18 protein-coding genes and 1 tRNA gene are annotated in these 21,524 nt (G+C 42.8%); 7 read left to right on the top strand and 12 right to left on the bottom strand.

Features of this window, described 5'->3' with window-relative positions; translation table 11 throughout:
* Positions 1 to 12: 12 nt before the first annotated feature.
* A complete protein-coding gene (locus tag HUN01_RS36330; protein WP_275944577.1) occupies positions 13 to 2,889 on the bottom strand; it encodes a choice-of-anchor D domain-containing protein in 2,877 nt (958 codons plus the stop codon).
* A 1,200-nt stretch (positions 2,890 to 4,089) separates the two neighbouring features.
* Here HUN01_RS36330 and thiD point away from each other — a divergent pair.
* The 3 genes from thiD to HUN01_RS25365 all read left to right on the top strand — a co-directional run bounded on the left by thiD (position 4,090) and on the right by HUN01_RS25365 (position 6,577).
* Positions 4,090 to 4,968, top strand: a complete 879-nt coding sequence (thiD, locus tag HUN01_RS25375) for a bifunctional hydroxymethylpyrimidine kinase/phosphomethylpyrimidine kinase (RefSeq protein WP_181928496.1) — start codon at positions 4,090 to 4,092, stop codon at positions 4,966 to 4,968.
* A 177-nt stretch (positions 4,969 to 5,145) separates the two neighbouring features.
* A complete protein-coding gene (locus HUN01_RS25370; RefSeq protein ID WP_181928495.1) occupies positions 5,146 to 5,754 on the top strand; it encodes a hypothetical protein in 609 nt (202 codons plus the stop codon).
* Between the two features lie 484 nt (positions 5,755 to 6,238).
* Complete coding sequence (locus tag HUN01_RS25365; RefSeq protein ID WP_012410794.1) at positions 6,239 to 6,577, top strand: P-II family nitrogen regulator; 339 nt, start codon at positions 6,239 to 6,241, stop codon at positions 6,575 to 6,577.
* A 125-nt stretch (positions 6,578 to 6,702) separates the two neighbouring features.
* Here HUN01_RS25365 and rdgB read toward each other — a convergent pair whose 3' ends face one another.
* Positions 6,703 to 7,281: an RdgB/HAM1 family non-canonical purine NTP pyrophosphatase gene (gene rdgB / locus HUN01_RS25360; protein ID WP_181928494.1), complete on the bottom strand. Its 579-nt coding sequence runs from the start codon at positions 7,279 to 7,281 to the stop codon at positions 6,703 to 6,705.
* Positions 7,282 to 7,520: 239 nt separating this feature from the next.
* The gene (locus HUN01_RS25355; protein WP_181928493.1) at positions 7,521 to 8,957 is read right to left on the bottom strand and encodes a phosphoglucomutase/phosphomannomutase family protein; all 1,437 of its coding nucleotides are present in this window, start codon (positions 8,955 to 8,957) and stop codon (positions 7,521 to 7,523) included.
* 309 nt (positions 8,958 to 9,266) lie between these two features.
* On the opposite strand from HUN01_RS25355, the gene HUN01_RS25350 reads away from it, so the two are divergent.
* Positions 9,267 to 10,439, top strand: a complete 1,173-nt coding sequence (locus tag HUN01_RS25350; protein ID WP_181928492.1) for a DNA cytosine methyltransferase — start codon at positions 9,267 to 9,269, stop codon at positions 10,437 to 10,439.
* A 33-nt stretch (positions 10,440 to 10,472) separates the two neighbouring features.
* Here HUN01_RS25350 and HUN01_RS25345 read toward each other — a convergent pair whose 3' ends face one another.
* The 5 genes from HUN01_RS25345 to HUN01_RS25325 form a co-directional block, all read right to left on the bottom strand.
* The gene (locus HUN01_RS25345) at positions 10,473 to 11,210 is read right to left on the bottom strand and encodes a SinI family restriction endonuclease (protein ID WP_181928491.1); all 738 of its coding nucleotides are present in this window, start codon (positions 11,208 to 11,210) and stop codon (positions 10,473 to 10,475) included.
* A gap of 167 nt (positions 11,211 to 11,377) precedes the next feature.
* On the bottom strand, positions 11,378 to 11,857 hold the full coding sequence (fcmC, locus tag HUN01_RS25340) for a filament morphology membrane protein FcmC (RefSeq protein ID WP_094347280.1): 480 nt from the start codon (positions 11,855 to 11,857) through the stop codon (positions 11,378 to 11,380).
* A gap of 5 nt (positions 11,858 to 11,862) precedes the next feature.
* The gene (gene fcmB / locus HUN01_RS25335) at positions 11,863 to 13,020 is read right to left on the bottom strand and encodes a filament morphology actin-like protein FcmB (RefSeq protein ID WP_181928490.1); all 1,158 of its coding nucleotides are present in this window, start codon (positions 13,018 to 13,020) and stop codon (positions 11,863 to 11,865) included.
* Between the two features lie 240 nt (positions 13,021 to 13,260).
* A complete protein-coding gene (locus HUN01_RS25330) occupies positions 13,261 to 13,884 on the bottom strand; it encodes a DedA family protein (RefSeq protein WP_181928489.1) in 624 nt (207 codons plus the stop codon).
* Between the two features lie 374 nt (positions 13,885 to 14,258).
* On the bottom strand, positions 14,259 to 15,341 hold the full coding sequence (locus HUN01_RS25325) for a Gfo/Idh/MocA family protein (RefSeq protein WP_069068972.1): 1,083 nt from the start codon (positions 15,339 to 15,341) through the stop codon (positions 14,259 to 14,261).
* Positions 15,342 to 15,680: 339 nt separating this feature from the next.
* On the opposite strand from HUN01_RS25325, the gene queC reads away from it, so the two are divergent.
* Complete coding sequence (gene queC / locus HUN01_RS25320) at positions 15,681 to 16,355, top strand: 7-cyano-7-deazaguanine synthase QueC (RefSeq protein ID WP_069068974.1); 675 nt, start codon at positions 15,681 to 15,683, stop codon at positions 16,353 to 16,355.
* Positions 16,356 to 16,450: 95 nt separating this feature from the next.
* On the opposite strand, the gene HUN01_RS25315 is transcribed toward queC, so the two are convergent.
* A complete protein-coding gene (locus HUN01_RS25315; protein WP_181928488.1) occupies positions 16,451 to 17,848 on the bottom strand; it encodes a hemolysin family protein in 1,398 nt (465 codons plus the stop codon).
* A 139-nt stretch (positions 17,849 to 17,987) separates the two neighbouring features.
* Entirely contained in the window at positions 17,988 to 18,689 is a 702-nt protein-coding gene (locus HUN01_RS25310; protein WP_181928487.1) for a hypothetical protein, read from the bottom strand.
* Between the two features lie 296 nt (positions 18,690 to 18,985).
* Between HUN01_RS25310 and HUN01_RS25305 the strand changes: the two genes are divergently transcribed.
* Positions 18,986 to 19,058: transfer RNA gene (locus HUN01_RS25305), tRNA-Ile, on the top strand.
* 118 nt (positions 19,059 to 19,176) lie between these two features.
* On the opposite strand, the gene HUN01_RS25300 is transcribed toward HUN01_RS25305, so the two are convergent.
* Complete coding sequence (locus HUN01_RS25300) at positions 19,177 to 19,611, bottom strand: hypothetical protein (protein WP_181928486.1); 435 nt, start codon at positions 19,609 to 19,611, stop codon at positions 19,177 to 19,179.
* Positions 19,612 to 19,717: 106 nt separating this feature from the next.
* Between HUN01_RS25300 and pyrE the strand changes: the two genes are divergently transcribed.
* Entirely contained in the window at positions 19,718 to 20,341 is a 624-nt protein-coding gene (gene pyrE / locus HUN01_RS25295; protein WP_181928485.1) for an orotate phosphoribosyltransferase, read from the top strand.
* Between the two features lie 82 nt (positions 20,342 to 20,423).
* Here pyrE and HUN01_RS25290 read toward each other — a convergent pair whose 3' ends face one another.
* Complete coding sequence (locus tag HUN01_RS25290; RefSeq protein WP_238845606.1) at positions 20,424 to 21,494, bottom strand: cysteine desulfurase family protein; 1,071 nt, start codon at positions 21,492 to 21,494, stop codon at positions 20,424 to 20,426.
* Positions 21,495 to 21,524 lie beyond the last annotated feature (30 nt).

Raw genomic sequence — 21,524 nt, 5'->3', positions numbered from 1 at the left:
GACCGGGCCCAACTATGCTTGAACGATGAAATCGGAAGCAGTCAGAGTAGGCGCACCAGTAAGTTTTGCAAATTGACCCCCACTGCCTAAACCAGCAGCGCTGCCATTTTGATTGTATAGTAAATTCCCAGTCAGAGGATCGTAGACAATCACAGCATTACTAGCCGCCCCTAGACTGGTGACTTGAAAATCATTGGCGTTACTAAAACCTGTTCCGACAACAGAAGTAATGGCACCAAAGGTAGTCTTATCCAGAATAATCTTATCACCTTGAGAGCGGTTGAAGTCAGTAATGGTATCAATACCCACAGCAGTGCTAGTAAAGGCAGCATTGGTGTTGTAAAGGAAAGAATCAGCACCTAAACCACCCACAAGAGTATCATTGCCTTGTCCACCAATAAGAAGATCATTGCCATTACCACCCCGTAGCAGGTCATCACCACTTTTTCCGTCGATGGTGTCATTACCTCCTTGACCATTAATCACATCGTTAGAGTTGTCAAAACCGACAATGTTATTGTTCAAATCATTGAGGAAAGTGACAGTGTTTCTGTTGAAAATGCTAGTTTGAGTGGAGTCGGCATTAATCACATCAAAGTTGTCAGTAAAGTTAGCCTGTCCATCAAATAGGATATTACCGATGGCGGGTCTTGTTGGTAATGCAACCAAGTTCTCCAGGTTTTCTAACTTAAAGTTTTGCAGAGTTACTTTGGTATTAGCCACATCTTCAAAGGTGACTTCTAAATTGGTGCCGTTTTGAGTTAATTGCAGATTTCTCGCAGTCAAACCAGCCCCAATAAATTGCAAGGTGTCTATTTTCGCAATCACCGCAGCTGAAGGATTTGAGTTAGTACCTACACCACCAAAGTCCGTGATGATGTCATTGCCATTGTTTAATCGGGTAATAAAGGTATCATTGCCCGCCGTGCCATTGATAACTTGAGTTTTGGGTTTAACTACGCCACTAATCGCAAAGTCAAAGGGGCTTTCATCACTATCGTTGTTATTTAAACTGAGGCTACCACTATAAGTACCTGGTGTAGTGGTGTTGAGTGCCACCGATATTGTAGTGGAAGCATTAGCAGCCACACTCGTCGGAAGAGTACCGACCAAACTAAATCCGTCAGGAAGTTTGAGGTTACTCAGGCTGAGTGCAGATGTACCGGTGTTCTTAATGGTAAAGGTTTTGGTCAGGGTGTTACCAACAGTGGTGTCGCCAAAATTAATAGCGGTAGTAGTGCCATCTGCAATGTCAACCGTGCCATTGAGAACTTGAATTTCTGGGGCAGGAGCGGGTTTAACTACGCCACTAATCGCAAAGTCAAAGGGGCTTTCATCACTATCGTTGTTATTTAAACTGAGGCTACCACTATAAGTACCTGGTGTAGTGGTGTTGAGTGCCACCGAAATGGTAGTGGAAGCATTAGCAGCCACACTCGTCGGAAGAGTACCGATCAAACTAAATCCGTCGGGAAGTTTGAGGTTACTCAGGCTAAGTGCAGAGGTACCGGTGTTCTTAATAGTAAAGGTTTTGGTCAGGGTGTTACCAACAGTGGTGTCGCCAAAATTAATGGCGGTAGTGGTGCCATCTGCAATATCAACCGTGCCATTGAGAACTTGAATTTCCGGGGCAGTAATAGTGATGCGGGGAGCTTCGTATGCGCCAATGTCAATCAATGCAGTGCCATTACCATCACCATCCAGAGGAATGTTCCCAGTTCTGGCATTGAAGGCATTGGAACCAGCATCGATCGCAGGACTTTCAGCTTTGAGCGCAAAATTCTTTTTGGCTGCATCAACAAATTGAGGATCTTTACCCAAAATGTTCTGCAATCCTGTAGCTTTTAGATTATCTGAAGCTTGGAATAAATTCGAGTTATAAACAAGGTTGCGATCAAAGGTTATATTTTTGGCGAACTTAATGCTGTTCGCTTTTTGATTTTTGGTTGCGTACAAGATGTTGTTGTAGACACCTACTTTGTCTGAATAAGAAACATTAATCTCTCCATGCTCTTTAAGAACAAGACCATTTTGGTAAACTGTGTTGTTGACAACATCGACATTTGTAGCTTTAAAAATTTCAATGCCTCCACCTCCATTGTTGTAGCTTGTGTTATTTGCAATTAGTGCTTTACCGGTATAGGGTGAGCCGTCTTTAGTCTCCATAGTGGTATCAAGCATAATACCGTGCCCTTCAGTGATTCTGCCTACCACTACCCAGGGAACCAGACTTTTATTATCATAAGAAATGTTGTCTCTAAAAATTATCCTGTAGTCAGTAGTATTGTTATCAAAGTTAAAACTGTTAAGTGCGGTGATTCCCTGATTACCAAAAGGCGAATACCAAGCGTTTCCAGACACAACATTTTTCTCAACAGTAATGTAATCGGCATCACGAAATGCAATGCCTCCACCTGCAAAGTTACGGACTGTATTCTCAGCAATGACAATGTGATGAGGATTAGTACCGCCCGCTCCCTGGCTATCTTTCCATGCTGATACATAAATTCCATTAGCATAAGTCAAGGGGTTGTTAACGTTATCCTTCTGACTTAAGGCATATTCTAGAGTGATGTTTTCCCGATTGCCCTCTAGCTCAAGTCCTTCAATCCGCACGTAAGATGAACTAAATATATTAATGCCAGTTATAGTTGTTTTTATCTTAGGCGTATGTCCTGGATAGGCTTTGACGGTTGTCCAGTTGTCTGGCGAGCCATTCATGTTAAAAATATTTCCTCCTTTCTCATAAGTGCCATTCATGACGTAGACTGTATCGCCTGTTTTCATCTCATAGAAAGCTTTACCCAAACTGCGAAATGCAGCATCTTCTTTCAATCCATTATTTTTATCATTGCCTGTTCCAGAAACGTAGTATGTTTTGCCAGCCATTATCTTTTCTCCGAATATTTTGTAAGGTGAATTGGCAATAAATTCTCAGCCACTTTCATCAGTTGCTAAGTAGTTATTTGAATGGGTTATCTGTCTGGACTTGTCTGGACTTTTCAAGACAGTCACAGTTATCCAATCGCGACTTGAAATCGCGTTGGTTCTAGAAACGCTGTTGTAAAATTGAAAAATTTTCTCCTATCAACCGTTGATGGTTAAAACAGGGATATCGATACCATCAATCGTCAGGGTTTTGTTGAGGGTGATCGGACGATTAGCGGGTAGACGCTTCGCCTCTTTTGCTTGTTGTCAGACATAAGCTAATCAGCATTTAAGTTGTATACAAGTAGGGCTAAAGCCCTTACTACAAGCGAATCATTCTGGAAAAATGAATGACGATTAGCTTAGTCTGATTAGCAAGGCTGGATGGAGTCGAATTGAATCGTATCTTCATCTGGAGCAGATGCAATCGCTGCTCTTTGCGAGCCAGCTTTAGCATCTGCCATATTCGATACAGCGATCATAATTTTGCATGGTAATTCCTCTGGACTTTATCCGTTGTCTTAGGTCAGGAGATTGCCAAATCGGCATGGTAAAATACACCCCTGACTGATAACTTGGGACTTAAAGTTACAGTGGTCAAAGTTAAATTTTGCTTGAAACTTTAGTAGGTTGACCCCTTAACTTAAGGGGATTAATGTAACAACTGAGTCGAACCTGTTTTTAAGCGGTGTAACTGCTGATATCTTGTTGTGAACTTAGTTAAAAGTAACCTTTACAAACAGCACTTGATATCAGTGAATGCCCGGAATGTGGTAAGTTTTTTTACAACAAAAGACAAAATACTATGGAAGTGTCCTGGTGAGTCCTGTTAATTTCCTGAGTGATATGGGAATAGAGAGCGCTTTGTGCGAGGATTTGATGAAGTTTCTCTAAAAATTTGGGGACTGTGGATTGGGGACTGGAGACTAGTACCGCAAGGCGGAATTAAAAATTAAAAATTAAAAATTAAAAATGAAGACAGCGTAAGGGTTTTATTGATTGGGAATGGGTGGTTTATTTCCGCCGTGCTGTACTAGTATTTTTTACTCAGCACTGTCAAGTCAGATTGCCGTAAATGTTTATCGTTGCGGGTTTTAGCCTAGAGAGCCAATCTTTGAGATAGTTTGGTTTGATGGCGTCAACTTACTTAATCTTCATAATATGAATACTGCAATAAACTCCAGAATACCTGTTGCTTTAACCATTGCTGGTTCAGATAGCGGTGGCGGTGCAGGAATTCAAGCCGATTTACGCACCTTTGCTTTTCACTGTGTCCACGGTACTAGCGCTATAACCTGTGTCACGGCACAAAACACTCTAGGAGTGAGGAGGGTTGATGCTATGCCAATGGAGGCTGTTGTAGCGCAAATTCAGGCAGTAGTTGAGGACATTGGCGTACAAGCTGCCAAAACGGGAATGTTGCTCAATCAGGAAATTATCTTTGCTGTTGCCCAGCAAGTGGAAGCTTTACAAATCAATAATCTAGTAGTTGATCCAGTAATGGTGTCACGTACAGGAGCACAATTGATTGATGATGATGCTGTGAAGACTCTGTGCCATACCCTGATTCCCAAGGCGGTTATAATCACGCCCAATCGCTATGAAGCCCAGATTTTGAGCGGGTTACAAATTAATTCCTTGGAGGATATGCAAGCTGCTGCTGAAATTATTCACAAAACTTTAAGGACGAAGGCTGTTTTAGTCAAGGGCGGAGGTATGCAAGGAGATTTACGTGGCGTTGATATCTGGTTTGATGGCGATAAGTTGGAAGTTTTGACGACAAAGCAAGTAGAGACAAAAAATACCCACGGTACTGGTTGTACACTATCGGCTGCGATCGCTGCTAATCTGGCTAAGGGAAAAGACTTGTGGCAGGCGGTGCAACAAGCAAAGGAGTATGTAACTACTGCACTCACTTACGCCCTAGATATTGGTGAAGGGCAAGGCCCTGTAGGACACTTCTTCCCATTGTGGGGACTAGGGACTGGGGACTGGGAACTGGGGAAGAAGCAGGGGAGCAGGGAGCAGGGAGCAGGGTGAAAATTCCTCTCCTTTGCACCTCTTCCTCTTTTCAATACCCAATACCCAATGCCCCAATAAAAAATCTTTGCCCTTTCGATATTTTTCTATTATTCTTGGGCATAGTTTCAGGGGTGACTATCTCTGTTAGCATCTCTGTACGATCTAATTACCTTGATTTTTAATACCAAGCCCCCGATGCGAACAACCATAGGTTCTGTTCACAGAAATTCGCCAACACCGACTACTCAAGCCTACCCTCCCTCTGTACCACTATCTGTATACAGGGAATTGTCAACAGAGTTGCAAGCAGCACAGGCGAGGCTAAATGCACTCACCACCCAAAATCAGCAACTAGCACAAGAAAATCAACTATTACGCCAAGAAATTACCAAAGTCGTTGAGTCTTTTTCTCGCTTGCAAAATTTTGTGGATTCCCATGCTACACCTAGTTATCATCAAGCTGCCCAAGCTGTTGGCGACGTTAAAAATGCCGCCAAACAGCCTGTAACACAAGGGCGTCCACGTCAGCAGGTTTCTCGTTCACGTCCACCCGTTGTGCCCAAAGCCGCACCCGAAAAAAGTCGCCGCCAAGACTTTTCTACACCTGTAATGGAAATGAATTTCCCGATAGCAGAACCAGTTTTTATAGAAGAACAACAAGTAAGTTATTATTCCACTACTGAGCCAGATGCCAAAGGACTTAATGGCTGGTGGTTAATTATTACCATTTTGTTAATCATGCTTACTGCCTTTAGTGCTGGATATTTTGTTGTGCGTCCCTTGTTTGAACATCAGAAACGTTAGTCTACACTCCCACATTCAGCAGCAGCAGTCTTTCGGGCTACTATGCAATTTGTCTACAATCACTCTCTAAATATCCAAACAAATCTGCTAAATAGTGGAGTTGATTTATTTTTAGGTTATAAAAGCTACATAAAATGCTAAATTGACAGAAACTTCTTTATGTTAGAACCTCAAAGATTATCCAAGTTATTGGCACTCTCAGGTCTAAAAATCATGGTGGTTAAAACCATACGAGGCTTTGGCGAATGCTCAGTCGAGCCGTCGCTTATATCTCATCCCTAAAGGGACTGAGTTTTACGCTTACCCAGTGTTTCTATAAATCTTTGCTGGTTCTCATGTCCCAATTCCTCAAGCAAAGCATCTACATTTTAAAAAAGTGGCAATTATTACATATCTTTTAGGAAAAGCACTGCTAGTTACAGCTTCAGACAGCGGATCTGGTTAGATATATAAACGAAGCTAGTAGAAGTCAGGAGTCAAGAAGATGAAAAAAGTAGAAGCTATTATCCGCCCATTTAAGCTAGATGAGGTAAAAATTGCCTTGGTTAACGCTGGTATTGTTGGTATGACTGTTTCTGAAGTCCGGGGGTTCGGACGGCAGAAAGGCCAAACTGAACGGTATCGCGGTTCTGAGTACACCGTTGAGTTTCTGCAAAAACTCAAAGTGGAAATCGTAGTTGACGATAATCAAGTTGATATGGTGGTGGACAAAATTATTGCTGCTGCCCGCACTGGTGAAATTGGCGATGGTAAAATTTTCATCTCGCCTGTTGAGCAAGTGATTCGGATTCGCACCGGCGAAAAGAACACAGAAGCAGTTTAAAAAAGTTATGAGTAGAGACGCGATTAATCGCGTCTCTACAAGAGTTATGAGTTGTGAGTCAGGACTAATGAATGAAGATTTAGCATAATTCATAAATCCTAACTCCTAACTCTAACTTCTAGCTCCTAACTCCTAATTCTCTCCAGTTGCGGAAGCAAAGCTGTAAAAGCCTTCCCTCGATGGCTAATTGACCTTTTTAACTCTTTTGTCATTTCAGCAAAGGTCAATTGCAACTCTTGTACATAAAAAATTGGGTCGTAACCGAAACCACTATCACCACGAGGTGCGTGGAGAATTTCGCCACGACAAACACCTTCAGATTGTAATACGATCGCACCATCGGGACGAGCGATCGCTACTGCACAAACAAATTGAGCTTGCCGATTTACCTCGTTGCCTAATTCGCTCAATATCCTAGCAATGCGTTCTGAGTCGGTTTTGGCGTAACGTGCAGAATACACCCCTGGTGAGCCATTTAGGGCATCTACTTGCAAGCCCGAATCATCAGCAATTGCCCAGTTTCCCGTAGCTTTAGCAATTTGTGACGCTTTCAGACAAGCGTTGGCGGCAAAAGTTTCGCCCGTCTCTTCAATTTCCAATTCTTCAGGTTTGAGGGTTAATTCCCAACCAGAATTTTCCAGATAAGCTTGCATTTCCCGCAACTTACCTGGATTTCCTGTGGCTACTACAAGTAATTTGGTCATTAGTCATTGGTCATTAGTCATTTGTCATTGGTATATCAATACGGTTCGGTTAAGGCAAGAGACGCGATGAATCGCCGTCTCTACAAAGGACTGATTATTGTAAAAACGGCGATTTATCGCGTTTTTGCAATCTAGGGCGTGTTATCAAAAAACCTTATCCGAACCGTATTGATTGGTATATTAGTCATTGGTCATTTACCAAGGACAGAGGACAAATGACTAATGACTAATAATGAATTTTACTCTGCCCACTGTTTCGCCCAAGCAAGAGTTTGATGCACTTGCTCAATTGTCGAGGCTTCGCAGTACAGGCGTAAAACTGGTTCAGTCCCGCTAAACCGAATCATTAACCAGCTTTTATCAGCTAAACGATACTTGTAGCCGTCAATTGTTTGGCAATCAATTACTGCTAACCCTGCAATTTCCGTTAAGGGTTGGGTTTGCAGTTGTTGCAAAAGACGCGATCGCACTTCCATACTTGCTAAGGGTAAATCAATGCGATCGTAAGCTGAAGTAAATCCTGTTTGTTTCTGCAAGTGGCGATAATACTCACCTAAATCCAAACCAGATTCTACAATCGCCTCTAACACGTACAATGCTGACAGCAGCGCATCGCGTTCGGGAATATGGCTACCATAGCCAATTCCTCCCGACTCTTCGCCACCCAGTAACACTTTTGCTGCTAACATTCTGTCAGCGATGTATTTATAACCAACTGCTGTTTCAAAGACTGAGAGGTTATGTAGTGCCGCTACAAGCGGCATCAAGTCGGAACCACTAACAGTTTTGACTATTTCTCCAGTAAAACCGCGCCGCAGGGTTAAATGGTCGATTAATATCGGGATTAATACTTGGGAACTTAGGAAGTTTGCTTCCCCATCTACTGCTGCAATGCGATCGCAGTCTCCATCAAATACCAACCCCACCGTTAAACCTGATTTATCGGTTTCTCGGTGAGTCTTGATGACTTCAAATAGCTTTGAAAGGTATTTAGGCAAGGGTTCCGGCGCACCACCACCAAATAGGGGATCGCGATCGCTGTTGATTTCTTTGACTTGATTGCCTAGTAGTCTCGCCAATCCAGTAGCAGCAGCGCCATGCATCACATCGGCAAATAATGTCAATTTACCAGATGCGATCGCTTCTCGAAGTTTGGCAATATCAACTTTACGTTCTAACGCTTGGGTATAACTAGGCCAAGGATCGAATTTCTCTTGCTTACCTGGGGTAGCTGCTAGTGGTACTCCCACCGCCAACTGATCTTCTATCTCTTTTGTGACTTCTGGCGGTACTGATCCACCAAAATAACCCTTGACTTTTAAACCTAAATATTTACCAGGATTGTGGCTGGCCGTAATTACCAGCGCCCCTAAAGCATTGAGTTCTTTTGCTGCCCAACTATAAGCTGGGGTTGGGGCATAAGTTTCGCTCAGTAGCACATCAAAGCCGACAGCAGTGACAGTATCGGCGACAGCACGAGCAAAGTCTTCAGCCATGAATCGGCGATCGTAACCGACAATTATTGTCCGGCTACCCACTGTAGAAAAATATGTATCATATAATACTTTTGCGGCAACTGGCGCGACCAGGGCTAGGCGTTCAAAGGTGAACTCGTCACCAATAATGCCCCGCCAGCCGTCTGTACCAAACTTGATTGAGTTAGCTACAACTGGCATCTAGGTATCCTAACTGTCTACTTGAGGATTCTAGCATTTATACAGTGTGCAGAGTAAAAAAAGAATCTAGTAAAAATATGTACTAATAATATTCAACACAAAAGTGAGCCAATTTGTATATTGTACAAATGCAATGTCTAACGATAAGCCCGTCTACGCCTGCCATATTTAAAAGAGAATAGCGCATTTGTAACATACTGTTTCAAAAGGCTTACACTATTAGAATTGCAGGTATCTATCGTTAGCATGAAGCAGACTTGAGGGTTCCAGCAAATCGTATATTTGATTAAGGCTGTAAGGATAAAAGCAGTGATAGACAATCGGGCAATATCAATCAGTTTATTTACAGGAGCAGGTGGACTAGATATTGGGATAGAACAGGCAGGTTTTCGGGTAGTAAGTGTTGTTGAGAAAGATCCTGATGCTGCGAAGACTATAGCTTTTAACCGACCTCACCTAAATAGTGCCTTAGCAAGAGATATACAGAAAATCACTGCTCAAAATCTTTTGGAAGAAGGGGGATATGTTATTAACCTTGGTAGACCCCTACGTATTGGAGAAGTAGATTTAGTAACTGGCGGTCCCCCTTGTCAACCCTTCAGCACAGCAGGAAAACGTGGTTCAGTTATGGACCCACGTGGCAGCTTGTTTATGGACTTTATACGTATTGTCGAACAAGTGCAGCCACGCTTTTTTGTCATGGAGAATGTTAAAGGTTTACTCTCGGCTCCTATTCGTCATAGACCTCATCTGGAAAGAGGAACGGGTTATGCTCCTTTGGAGCTAGATGAAATGCAAGGGAGCGCTCTTGAGATTGTTTTAGAAGAAATGAAGCGCATTGGTTATCAAGTTATTTATAAAGTAATGGAAGCAGCAGATTACGGTGTTCCGCAAAACAGAGCGCGAGTAATCTTTATTGGCTCAAGAGATGGTGAATCGGCTACATTCCCTTTGCCTACTCATAGTAAAGAAGGCTCTTTATTACCTCAATGGCGCACTCTTAAAGATGCTCTGATCAACTTAGAAGATCCACAACCGGAGTATACTTCCTACTCAAAAAACCGTCTTCAATATTTAAAGCTTTTAAAAAGTGGTCAAAACTGGAGAGATTTACCTAACGACTTGATAAAAGAAGCAATGGGAGGCGCTTATAAATCTGGAGGTGGTAAAGTAGGGTTTTACAGAAGATTATGTTGGGATAAGCCGTCTCCTACTGTTACTACAAGTCCTTACCAAAAGGCTACAGATATGTGTCATCCAGAGGAACTGCGTCCTCTCAGTGTTCGAGAGTGCGCCAGGATTCAAACCTTTCCAGACTCATGGATTTTCTATGGTTCGACAGCCTCTAAATACCGACAGATAGGTAATGCTGTACCTGTACTCTTAGCTCAAGCTATTGGTGACTATTTACATAGTTTAATTAGACAGGAAAAACCTAAAGGGATACCAGTTTTTGAACAGCTTTCACTATTTAATCACTAAATCCTTAGCCTTTTGATTATTTTAAGACTTTTACTACTGAATTTGTTGCCAGTACTTACTATCTTCTACATATAATGCTGCATGATTTTCAGCGATAGTTTGTCTAACAAAGGCAGTAAAGTCTTCTTCAGACAGATTAGAGCATCCTATTAATTGATTCAGTTCTTTCCAATAGTAAGCTCCATTTTGAGCATTGACTCTATGCCATTTACGAATGATAGTTCCTTTACGGACACTACTGCTCGAACTATTTTCAGAATTACTACGATTTTTAACTTGTAATAGCTCACCTTGCTTGGTACAAAAATCAACCTTGTTTATAGTTTCACCCCAAGCACAGTACCAACCATAAAATGACAATTTTTCGGCAAGATATTCTTCTAAAAGAAGACCTAATATGTTTTCTGCCGACATGGAAAGACGATGGGCATACTTTATGTAATTAATGCCATCAGTGCTGAGAGTAGGTAAACGAGCAGAAATAATCGTGTCAATAATTTTGTCAGAGATAGTGCCTATCTTCTTACTAGTTCGCTTTGAGGCTCGATTATTATAACCGCCAAAATACTTATTTAACCACTTACTAATGTAATCTAAGCGAGAATTGCATACTTTTAGGTATGGAAATAATTCAGGCGAATTACAACAGATGGATAAAACTGTTTTTACAGAATCATTCCAGAACATCCCAGCATGAAGTTTGGCAATATTTTCAGCTTCGGACACGATCAGATTGGCATCAAAATCCGGTATTTTTAGGTTATTGCTCACAGTTACTATTGGGTAAAATCTGCTGTTTCAGTTATGAGCGATCGCCCCATCTATACAAATCTCAATAATCCCAATATTTCCATATATAAACATTAATAATCCTTAATAGTATTAACTATTAAGGATTGTTAATATGAGCATAAACTGCTCACAAACCTGATTTTTCCTTAAAAATCATCGAGAAACTGACTAAGGCGACTGATTACGGGGTCAACCTCTTGAGGAGGGGTAGCAACAGTATAAGAAGTATTATTTACTACTTCTAATTGAGTTGGAGACGGAATGAATGATCGATCATTGACTATGAGCGCCAGTTGTGCAACTTGTTGAGAAAGTTGCAGTAGATGATGTTCCATCGCCTCCAAACGATTAGATCCCTTGGCAAAAAAACGTTCCTCAAGTCCAGCCACTTGACGTTGCAGTTCACCGATTTGTTGATCAATCGGTGTTGTTACTGCCGTTTGTGGAGCAGGTTGTACAGGTTCCGGTACACATAAAGATTGCCATAAGGCTTCTTTACAGAGGTCGCTGAAAGTCTTGTCTGGTTGTTTTTCCAAATAACTTTCTACTTGCGCTAACAAGCTTTCATCAGCAAGCTCTGGGTTGAACGTGACGGATTTAACTACCTTTTTTGACCATTGGAACATCAGCTTTATGCCCTAGCAGCGCGATTGGAGGATAATTGTGCCTCTCCATAAATATACTGCCCCAAAGCATTCGCCTGACGGGAAGGTGCTGCTAAATGAGCATTAATCTTTGCTTCCTTAAGTAGACGTTGAACGTCATCCCAGAAGAACTCACCACCGCCACCAGTGAGAATCACATCGGTGACGCGTTCTGGCAACCAGGCTAGCACACGGCTACAGATTTCACGCGAAAACATCTCTGTAAGGTTGGGAAGAAAATCGTCTAGGTTGGTGGGCTTACTAGCGCCTTTAGGACGGTAATAGCGTTCGCCTCTGGGTTTGTTCACAGCAGAAATCAGTGCTAGAGATTGACTATCTGCTCCCTCGATTTCGGCAGACACCAATTCATAAAACTTATTCATCCCGAAGTCTTCGCTCTTAGAAGCACCTCTGGCAAAACGGAAGTTATCTACCATCAAAAGATCGACGGTTTGATGACCAATATCGACGATCGCCACCGATATTTTTGTAAAATCGGGGCTACCAGGACTTTTCTTCGGTTGAGCTTCAGACCACAGCAGGCTGCCGTAACCTTCTGGCATGACCCATACCTTATTGACGTTAAGCGACACAGATTCGCCTCGGAAGTTCAACACATGAGGGCCACCTACTTGGCTAATCAACTGTGCTTTTTCCTTTTCAAATTGCTCCAAGGAAAGAAAAGGCAGACCCAGTACTACTGAGATATCGTCTCTGAGTTTAAAGTAGCCAGCACTTGCTAACACTTTTACCAGTGCAGCTTCTACCTTAGATTGTCCGACTCCTAGATTCGCCCCAAAATCGGCTGCTAGTTGACCAACAGCATATCCATTTCCTTGATATTCCAGCCACAAATCCATTAAGGGGTCAGTAGCTCTGGCTTCAAAAACACCACCGCGTACTTGTTCTATTGACATCTGCTTGACGTTGGCAGGTACGAACACCACATTACCGGGTTCGCGACTCACACAAGTTTTTGTGGAAGTTCTGCCTAAATCAACACTGAGAATGGTTTTTCCCGGAACACCGCCTGTTTTGGGAGGATTATTATTAACAGCATTGATGGGAGTCGATGCTAACGGCTGCCTATTCATCGGTATAGCAGCGGCATTGATTGGGGTAGCGGCGGAAGGTTGGTCTGTCATGAAAGCTCCTAGTTCAAACTTAACTGTAAAAAGTTGTCATGCTCATCTTACAAAAATGCGAGCAACCAGAAATTCTAGGTTGCGTCAAGTGTAGCTAGAAATACGTCAAAAATGAATTCCGGCGATATCTCCGATAAGCTCATGCCTTCGCACATCTAGTATTATTTGGCATAGTGTAGGCGAATTTTGGCCAGATGTAACCCCTGCTTTCACTGCTTTCAAACCAAAAGCGTCCGTGTTTTATCTTCTAGTACGTCTTAACTGGCGCTTGAATATCCAGAAAACAAATGCTAGAACCAAACCCCCAAGTACGATTTTGGATACAGGAGCAAGGTACTTGTCCACAAGTTCATACTGACTACCCAATATGTATCCTGAGTATGTTAGCAAACCCACCCAAGCAGCGCTACCGAATGTTGTGTAAACCAAAAATGGTAGCAAGGGCATATTGCTCATCCCTGCGGGAACAGAAATCAAGGTGCGGATTCCCGGTACAAGACGACCAATTAATACTGCTGTTCTACCTTGTCGATTAAACCACTCTTTGGCCTTGGTGATATCTTTACTAGATATACCCAACCATTTGCCATACTTGTCAGCCCAACGCTTTAAACGGGTTTCACCCAAAAACTTACCTGGATAGTACCAAATAAGTGCGCCCAATACAGAACCCAAAAGTCCTGCGAAAAATACACCAATGATATTTAGCTTTGCCCCTCCTGGTTGATATGGACTTGCTGTAAATCCAGCTAGTGGCATGATCAATTCTGAAGGAATGGGGGGAAACAGGTTCTCTAGGAACATCAGTAGGGCGATTCCCCAATAGCCAAAATAGTTGATAGTATTAGTTATCCATTCAAGCATTTAGTCAATTCCTGAAATTGCTGCATTATTAAAGTTGGCATCGCAACGGAGAAACAAAGCAAGACGAATGGAAGGTAGGGGTATGTTTCATTAATTTCGAGGGTTATTAAAAGTTCGGAAGTAGCTCTAACCCTTGAAATTGAGCGATAAATCGCTCACTACGAACCTTACAAAATTAATGAAACCAACCACTAGGTTTTGTTTTCTAATTTTTTAGATCCCCCTTAGTCGCTTTTCTAATCAGGACTTGGGAGGATCTAAAGATTTGATGGCAAATTTAAAAACATATTTTAGATTTTTTTTGAGGTTGTGGCTGTGGGAGAGCAGGGAGAAAATTTTACCTTGTCCCCCTCATCCCCTCATCCCCTCTTGGTCTAGGCTGTCGGTGTCAATGATTGTACCCTTGGTTCCGATTGCCAGTCTAGTGGATTCCAAACTCGATCTTCCAGCGCCATCTGTTCAATTAAACTTGCCAGTCTTAGGGCTTTGAGAGCTTGTTCACCACCTACTGATGGTTGATTGCCACCATGCACACAGTTGACAAAATGTTCTAATTCTGCACTTAAGGGTTGAATGTTGCTGGTGTAGACTTTTTCAATCACACCATCTTGCCTATAAAGTACTTGTCGGTGGTCGGTGAGAGAATTGGCAGCCGTTTGTCGGTGAATCAAAATTTCATTCTTGAGAAAATCTGCCTCAGTAAATGAATTTTTGCAATGGGCGACAATCCGGCGAATTTTTCGGTGGGTGACTTTACTGGCAGTCAGAGTAGCAACAATACCATTGGCAAACCCCAAGGTGGCGGTTACATAATCTAAATAACCAGAGTCTAGGGAGCGAGTACCGCTAGCAGTCAATTTTGTTACTGGGGAAGCAGCTAATTCCAGAAGCAGGTCGATGTCATGGATCATTAAATCCAGCACAACTGAAACATCGTTTGCCCGGTCTGAGTAGGGACTCATTCTGTGGGCTTCTAGCGCCAGCAATTCCTCTGTTTTCAGCACTTGGCTCAGTTCTTTAAAAGCTGGGTTGAAACGCTCAATATGACCTACTTGCAGGATACACCCAGACTCAGCTGCGGCATTTACTAAAGACTCTGCCTCAGAAATGCTGGCTGCGATCGGTTTTTCAATCAAAACATGAATTCCCGCTAACAGACAGTTGATACCCACGGCATAGTGCAGACGGGTGGGAACAGCTACACAAACTGCTTCCACAAGGGGTAGCAGGTCACAGTAATCTTCAAAAAAACGCACCTTGTACTTGCTGGCAGTTTCTAATCCTCGCTCGACGTTAATATCTGCCACTCCGACTAGTTCAACATCTTTCATTGAACTCAGCACGCGAGTGTGGTGTTGTCCCATGTTACCCACTCCAATCACGCCTATGCGGATTGGTCGTGGCTGGTTGCGCTGTGTATATGGATTCGGTTCTGCCACTGACATGCTATTTTGCACTATTATTCTCTCCTCAACCACCAAATTTAGAGACGCTACGGCCGTTGGCGTTTATACTCGAAAGCCGGTTACGATCCGTCTAAAACCATCCAGATGGTAACATAGAGCCTATGTTTATGAAGAATTTCAAAGTTTGTGATCGGTTCCCGTAATCCAAATATCTTTTGTATAGATATTTCGGCTTTGCTTGGGATTTTGCACTTTCTACAAAAAATATATGTCTTTTTATTAGTTTTAAAAAATTCAGTAAGACCTAAGTGTAAATTATCCTTAGTATTGCTTCCTGGGATCTTGTTAAGGTTTGATTTGGTGATTTGAAATCCAAAAGTTGCAATCGAGATGAAAGCTGTAATTCTGTTATCTGGGGGATTGGACTCTTCCACAATTCTGTATAAAGCTAAGGCCGATGGCTGTGAATGTCATGCTATTTCCTTTGATTACCAGCAGCGACACCGACGAGAGTTGCAGTCAGCTCTTACCGTTGGTCAAAAGGCTGCGATCGCAAAACATCAAGTAGTTAATTTTGATTTACGACAATGGGGTGGTTCAGCACTTACCGATGACGCCATTGATTTACCCCAGGAGCGATCGCTGGATGAAATGTCTCAAAATATTCCTGTCACTTATGTTCCGGCTCGTAATACCATCTTTTTAAGCTTTGCTCTGGGTTACGCCGAAGCGATCGCAGCAGAGCGTGTCTATATTGGTGTCAACGCCTTAGATTACTCAGGATATCCTGACTGTCGCCCCGATTATATTCAGGCAATGCAGGAAGTTTTTCGCCTGGGAACCAAACAGGGGCGTGAGGGGCAACCAATTAATATTGTTGCACCCCTAATAAATTTGAAAAAAACTGAAATCATCCAACTGGGGAACCAATTGGGAGTTCCTTGGGAACTAACTTGGTCTTGCTATGCCGGTGGTGATGTCGCCTGCGGCGTGTGTGATTCTTGTCGCTTGCGGCTAGCAGCTTTTGCCGAATTGGGACTTGTTGATCCAGTGGCCTATGCTTAATGTGGGCATTGGGCATTGGGCATTGGGCATTGGGCATTGGTTATTTCCCCTCTGCTCCCCCTGCTCCCCCTGCTCCCCCTGCTCCCCCTGCTTCCTCATCCCTCTCCTCCCCCCTCCTCCTCCAGGCGTCGCAGTTGAATTTGATGCAGGCGTGGGCCAACAATTGATACCACAGTGAATTCAAGATTTTCATAACAGAAGGTTTCGCCTTTAACAGGAATTTTCTGTAGCTGATACAGCAAAAAGCCTCCCAGTGTCTGATATTCTCTTGTCACGGGTAAATTGAGATGCAAAACTTCGTTGAGGTCTTCGAGGTTAATTTGTGCCTGCACCAAAAATTTCTGCTCATCTAACATCTGAATCAGTAAGTCGTCGCTGCTTTCAGGTTCGCCGGCGTCGCCAATGATTTCGGCAATGACATCTTTGATTGTCACTAGTCCCACAGTACCGCCAAATTCATTCACTACCATGACCATAGCGGGTTTCTCTTGCTGCATCATGGGCAAGAGTTCACTCAAGGGCGTGTGTTCTGGAACAAACCGGGCGGGACGCATCCAAGGTTGGATCTGTGTCTCTAAACTTAGGTTTCCTACAGCCAAAGGTTGTGCCAAATCTTTAAAATAAACAATGCCGCGAACATCGTCCAAAGATTCACCAATCACGGGATAGCGAGAGTAACCAGTGGAAGCCATTTCCTTGAGTAATGTCTGGAAGGTAGCATCTTTTGGCAGCGTGATAATACTGGTGCGGGGGATCATCACATCTTGGGCCATGACATCCCCAAACTCAAAGACATTATTGAGAAGTTCTCGCTCCGCACGCTGTAAACCAGTAGATCCCCATTCTGTAGAAATAATTAGTTGCAATTCTTCAGGGGTTACAGGTGGTCGCCAGCCTTGACCTGTGTATTGGATGCCAAAAATCCGTAATAAAAAACGAGTTGATTGGTTGAGAATCCAAATGAAGGGGCCAAAAAAACGCACGATCGCTTTTACCGAAGGCCCCAAAAACCTCGCTAGCTGTTCTGAGTACAGCATAGCTAAGGATTTGGGACATAATTCTCCGATCACTATTTGCAAATAGGCAATTAAGAAAAAGGCAATGGGAATTGATAGGGAATGCGCCAGGAAGGTAGTCATCCCACTAGGTAAAGGCCAGGATTTAAACCATGCATTCACCAGCACGACAATCGTACTTTCGCCAATCCATCCCAGTGCCAAACTAGAGAGGGTAATGCCTAACTGGGTGGTAGATAGCAGTCGGTCAATACTGCGTTGTAGCATTTCAACTGCGATCGCTGGAATATCCCCAGCCTTAACTAGCTGGTGAATACGCGATCGCCGCACGCTCACCATCGAAAATTCCGCTGTCACAAAAAAGGCATTTATGGCAATCAGTAGTAGCACTGACAATAACCGTAGCGCCACATCTGTCCAAATTAAATTAGGAAAACCAATCACCACCAAAGCTCGTGTAAAACTCACGCCCTCCATTTAGGGGGAATAGGGAGTGGGGAGTGGGAAGATGAAGGGGATGAGGGGGATGAGGGAGCAGTAAGTTTTTCCCCTCTGCCCCATGCCCCATGCCCCATGCCCCATGCCCAATTCCCAATTCCCAATTCCCAATGCCAATCTACCTTTCTACAGGAATATCCAATGCCTCTAGCTTCAATTGTTGAGCGGGATAATCAGTAAGAGCAAGTGATATTTTCTTGACATCATCAAGTAAAGCTGTGGGAATGCTCACTGTACCTGAAAATGCTGGCCCATTTACAGGTAATTCTGTTGGTAAACCCTCTGTACTGGCACTCAGGGTTCGTCCTTTATCATCGCTAACATCTAGAAAACTATAAAGGAAGCGCACAGAATCCTTACCTTTGTTCTGCATTTTCACTTTCAGAAGCAAATCACCACCAGAGTAGCGGAAAGATTCTACAGTCATGGTTACACCCTCACTTTGGGCAGTAACCGGAAAACCTGGCTGGGGTTTTTCTTCAACCACTACTGGGGGTTTTTCCTCTGGCTTTTGCTTGCTGCTATTGGTTTCTTCATCATCTTCCTCTAGCTTTTCCGATTTAGCAGCCTTGGTCTTACCCTCAACTCGCGCCTTGACAATTTTCAGAATCTCTTCCTCTTTTAATAGCACTAGCCCTCCCTGTTGAGAGCTATTTGCCTTATTGCTGGCAAATTTGGTTGTGGGACGCCCATCTGGTGTGGTAACGCCTTTAAGTGCTGAACTCCCCAGTTCAAACCCCAAAAATGCGCTTACAGAACCTGCTCCCATCATCAGGATTAACAAAATCAAAGTAAGAAGTACAGTAGAATTTATTTTCATCGCTGACAAGCTATCACAATAGAATGCTGGTCTATTTAAGAATAGTGAAGCTTTTGACCTCAATCCTTAAAGGAACTTAATCAATATTAGTTTGCACTATATCTATGATCAAATTATGTAGTATAAAAATCTGGTGAACTATTGTCCAGTATTCGCACATGATAAATTTGTGCTATATTCATGGAATTGGCTAAACTCAGTGCATGAGGTATTTTCCTCATTCTAAAATTAGCAAATAAGGTTGACCTAAGAGTTAAAATAATTTACTCATAGCAACCCATAACCAAACAAAACAAGCGCCTTTGGCCGATTGGGGAGGCAACGAACTCATAATTCGTCTTCAGGCTGGTTCGATTCCAGCAGGGCGCACTAACATCATCAAAAACTAGTAATAGACGGAATTAGGGGAGAGGTGACAGGTGACAGGTGATAGGGAATAATCTGTACCCTATAAGCTGTACCCTATTCCCTTCTTCACTCCCCAATATTACCGGGATGGTAAGGTTTCAAACCTGAATTCAGTTCCTACTCTGAGTTTGTTGCTATTCAAACGAGGAGACATCATCAGTGATGTGTCATAAGGATTTGGTAAATCAGGGGTGCGAATATAAGGATCGTTGCCAACTTGCTGAGTCAGGACATCATGATATAAAGTGTTAACCAGCTCTGCATCGCGGGCAATTTCATTTTCTGGGAAGGAACCACCGAAACCGGCACCAGATCCTAGAAATGAGTCTAGCTGGCGTTTGAGGCTGCTATTTTCGTAGAAATTGCGATCGTGACGAAAATAAGCTCGTTCAAACACATCACTCGTAGTTTCAGTTTTAGGTGTTTCCGTTTGGGCAGATGCAACTGAGGGAAAAGCAATACCAGCAGCAAGTAGCACTAATAAACCACCAAGGGTTTGGAATTTTATACGCACGTTTCTGACTCCTCAATTTTTGTTTTGGGCGAATCTTAATTTATGCTTAAGTTCAGAACTCTGATGAGTTCAACCTTTGGTGTAGCACAACTTTTAATGTTTTGTAATGACGTATCCTACTGAAACTCTTACCCACTCAGATATTTGGGCAACCACTCCTGATTTGACTACCTTGCGCCACAAGCTACTAGATTTATTTTGCCAACTTGCTTATCAAGAGGGTGATTTTCTCCTTTCTTCTGGGCTACGTAGTTCTTATTATGTCAACAAGACACAGGTGACACTGCATCCTCAAGGTGCTTTAGCAGTTGGACGGTTAGTGTTCCCTTTGTTACCTGTAGATACACAGGCTGTAGGTGGTTTAACAATGGGGGCTGACCCAATTGTGACAGCAGTGAGTATAGTTTCTGTTTATGAAAACCGACCAATACCAGCGCTGATTATTCGCAAGGAAGCCAAGGGTTATGGGACGAGAGCTTATATAGAAGGCCCTAGTTTACCAGAAGGTGCAAATGTTGTAGTTTTGGAAGACGTGGTGACAACTGGACAATCTGCTCTGAAAGCGGTTGAGCGTCTTAAAGATGCAGGTTATACCGTAAATCAAATAATTTCCCTGGTAGACCGACAACAAGGTGGAGGTGAGTTGTATCAGTCAGCTGGGTTAAAGTTTGAAACTTTGTTTTCGATTCAGGAAGTTCAGGAACGCTACCGACAACTTGCGAATTTATAAGTGTCGCCTGCCAAATTGTTTGACAATTTGACAGATTTGTGTATTTGAAAATATTACTCTTAAAACCCTAATAAGGGTTTTATTATTTTAGGCTCAAAATAGCCTTTACTGTACTGACGATCGCAGAAGATGCTTTTTCGATTTCTTCTTTGGTTGTAAATTTCCCAATACCAATTCTTAACGCTCCCTCAATTATATTTTCTGCAAGATTCATCGCTTGCAGAACGTGAGATGGCGCGACAATACCTGATGAACAAGCCGCACCTGTAGAAATAGCTAATTTATGGCGAACTCTAGCAATAATGGCACTATTAGGGATGTCAGGGATAGAAATATGTAAGTTACCTGATAAACGGTTGTTTAAGTCTCCATTCACCAGTAAATTAGGAATTTCAGCTTGAAGTAAGCTTTGCAGATGATTTCGTAAAAGTGCGATCGCATTTTCATCTGCTTGCATCTCCAATTCTCTCAATTTACAAGCTTCCCCCAAGCCAACGATTCCAGGGACATTCAGCGTACCCGATCTGAGTCCCTGTTCATGTCCACCACCGTAAATGAGTGGTTCAAGGTAATGACCTTTTCTCACTACTAATGCACCAACGCCTTTGGGTGCATAAAGTTTATGCCCAGAAATAGCTAGATAGGTAATCCCCCAGTCTTGGAAGTTGAGGGGAATTTTACCGGCTGCTTGGGAAGCATCACATAGAAAAGGGATATGGTATTGTTGAGCGATCGCTCCAATTTTTTCTACTGGGTAAATTGTCCCTACTTCATTATTAGCAGCCATCACACAGAGTAAGGAAGCACCGCCAGAGCAGACTTTTTCTAGATGTTCTAAATCAATTTGGGCTTGTCGATTGACTTTTAGCCAAATTATTTCAGCAAGCCCTTTTTTGGCTAATACTTTACAGGTATCTAAAACTGCTTTGTGTTCAACTGGGGAAACAATTATTTTGGGGGGAGTATTTCGTTGATAAATATGTCCTTGAATTGCTAAATTAATACTTTCTGTTGCACCAGACGTAAAGATAATTTCCTTGACAGAAGCATTGATTAATTCACCTATGTGTTGACGAGCTTGTTTAACTGCTTGTGCGGCTTGATTGCCATAACCATGATCTACACTATTTGCATTACCAAAAGCAGTAGTCATATAGTACATGAGTTTTTCTGCTACTCTAGG

Origin of the sequence: Nostoc edaphicum CCNP1411 (assembly GCF_014023275.1) — a bacterium.
Lineage (GTDB): Bacteria > Cyanobacteriota > Cyanobacteriia > Cyanobacteriales > Nostocaceae > Nostoc > Nostoc edaphicum_A.
This window is presented reverse-complemented; position numbering and strand designations above follow the sequence as displayed.

Bases quoted from the DNA above. Each gene is read 5' to 3' on its own strand.
- HUN01_RS36330 (WP_275944577.1), bottom strand. From the start codon at position 2,889: ATGGCTGGCAAAACATACTACGTTTCTGGAACAGGCAATGATAAAAAT.
- thiD (WP_181928496.1), top strand. From the start codon at position 4,090: ATGAATACTGCAATAAACTCCAGAATACCTGTTGCTTTAACCATTGCT.
- HUN01_RS25370 (WP_181928495.1), top strand. From the start codon at position 5,146: ATGCGAACAACCATAGGTTCTGTTCACAGAAATTCGCCAACACCGACT.
- HUN01_RS25365 (WP_012410794.1), top strand. From the start codon at position 6,239: ATGAAAAAAGTAGAAGCTATTATCCGCCCATTTAAGCTAGATGAGGTA.
- rdgB (WP_181928494.1), bottom strand. From the start codon at position 7,281: ATGACCAAATTACTTGTAGTAGCCACAGGAAATCCAGGTAAGTTGCGG.
- HUN01_RS25355 (WP_181928493.1), bottom strand. From the start codon at position 8,957: ATGCCAGTTGTAGCTAACTCAATCAAGTTTGGTACAGACGGCTGGCGG.
- fcmC (WP_094347280.1), bottom strand. From the start codon at position 11,857: ATGTTCCAATGGTCAAAAAAGGTAGTTAAATCCGTCACGTTCAACCCA.
- fcmB (WP_181928490.1), bottom strand. From the start codon at position 13,020: ATGACAGACCAACCTTCCGCCGCTACCCCAATCAATGCCGCTGCTATA.
- HUN01_RS25330 (WP_181928489.1), bottom strand. From the start codon at position 13,884: ATGCTTGAATGGATAACTAATACTATCAACTATTTTGGCTATTGGGGA.
- queC (WP_069068974.1), top strand. From the start codon at position 15,681: ATGAAAGCTGTAATTCTGTTATCTGGGGGATTGGACTCTTCCACAATT.
- HUN01_RS25315 (WP_181928488.1), bottom strand. From the start codon at position 17,848: ATGGAGGGCGTGAGTTTTACACGAGCTTTGGTGGTGATTGGTTTTCCT.
- HUN01_RS25310 (WP_181928487.1), bottom strand. From the start codon at position 18,689: ATGAAAATAAATTCTACTGTACTTCTTACTTTGATTTTGTTAATCCTG.
- pyrE (WP_181928485.1), top strand. From the start codon at position 19,718: ATGACGTATCCTACTGAAACTCTTACCCACTCAGATATTTGGGCAACC.
- HUN01_RS25290 (WP_238845606.1), bottom strand. From the start codon at position 21,494: ATGACTACTGCTTTTGGTAATGCAAATAGTGTAGATCATGGTTATGGC.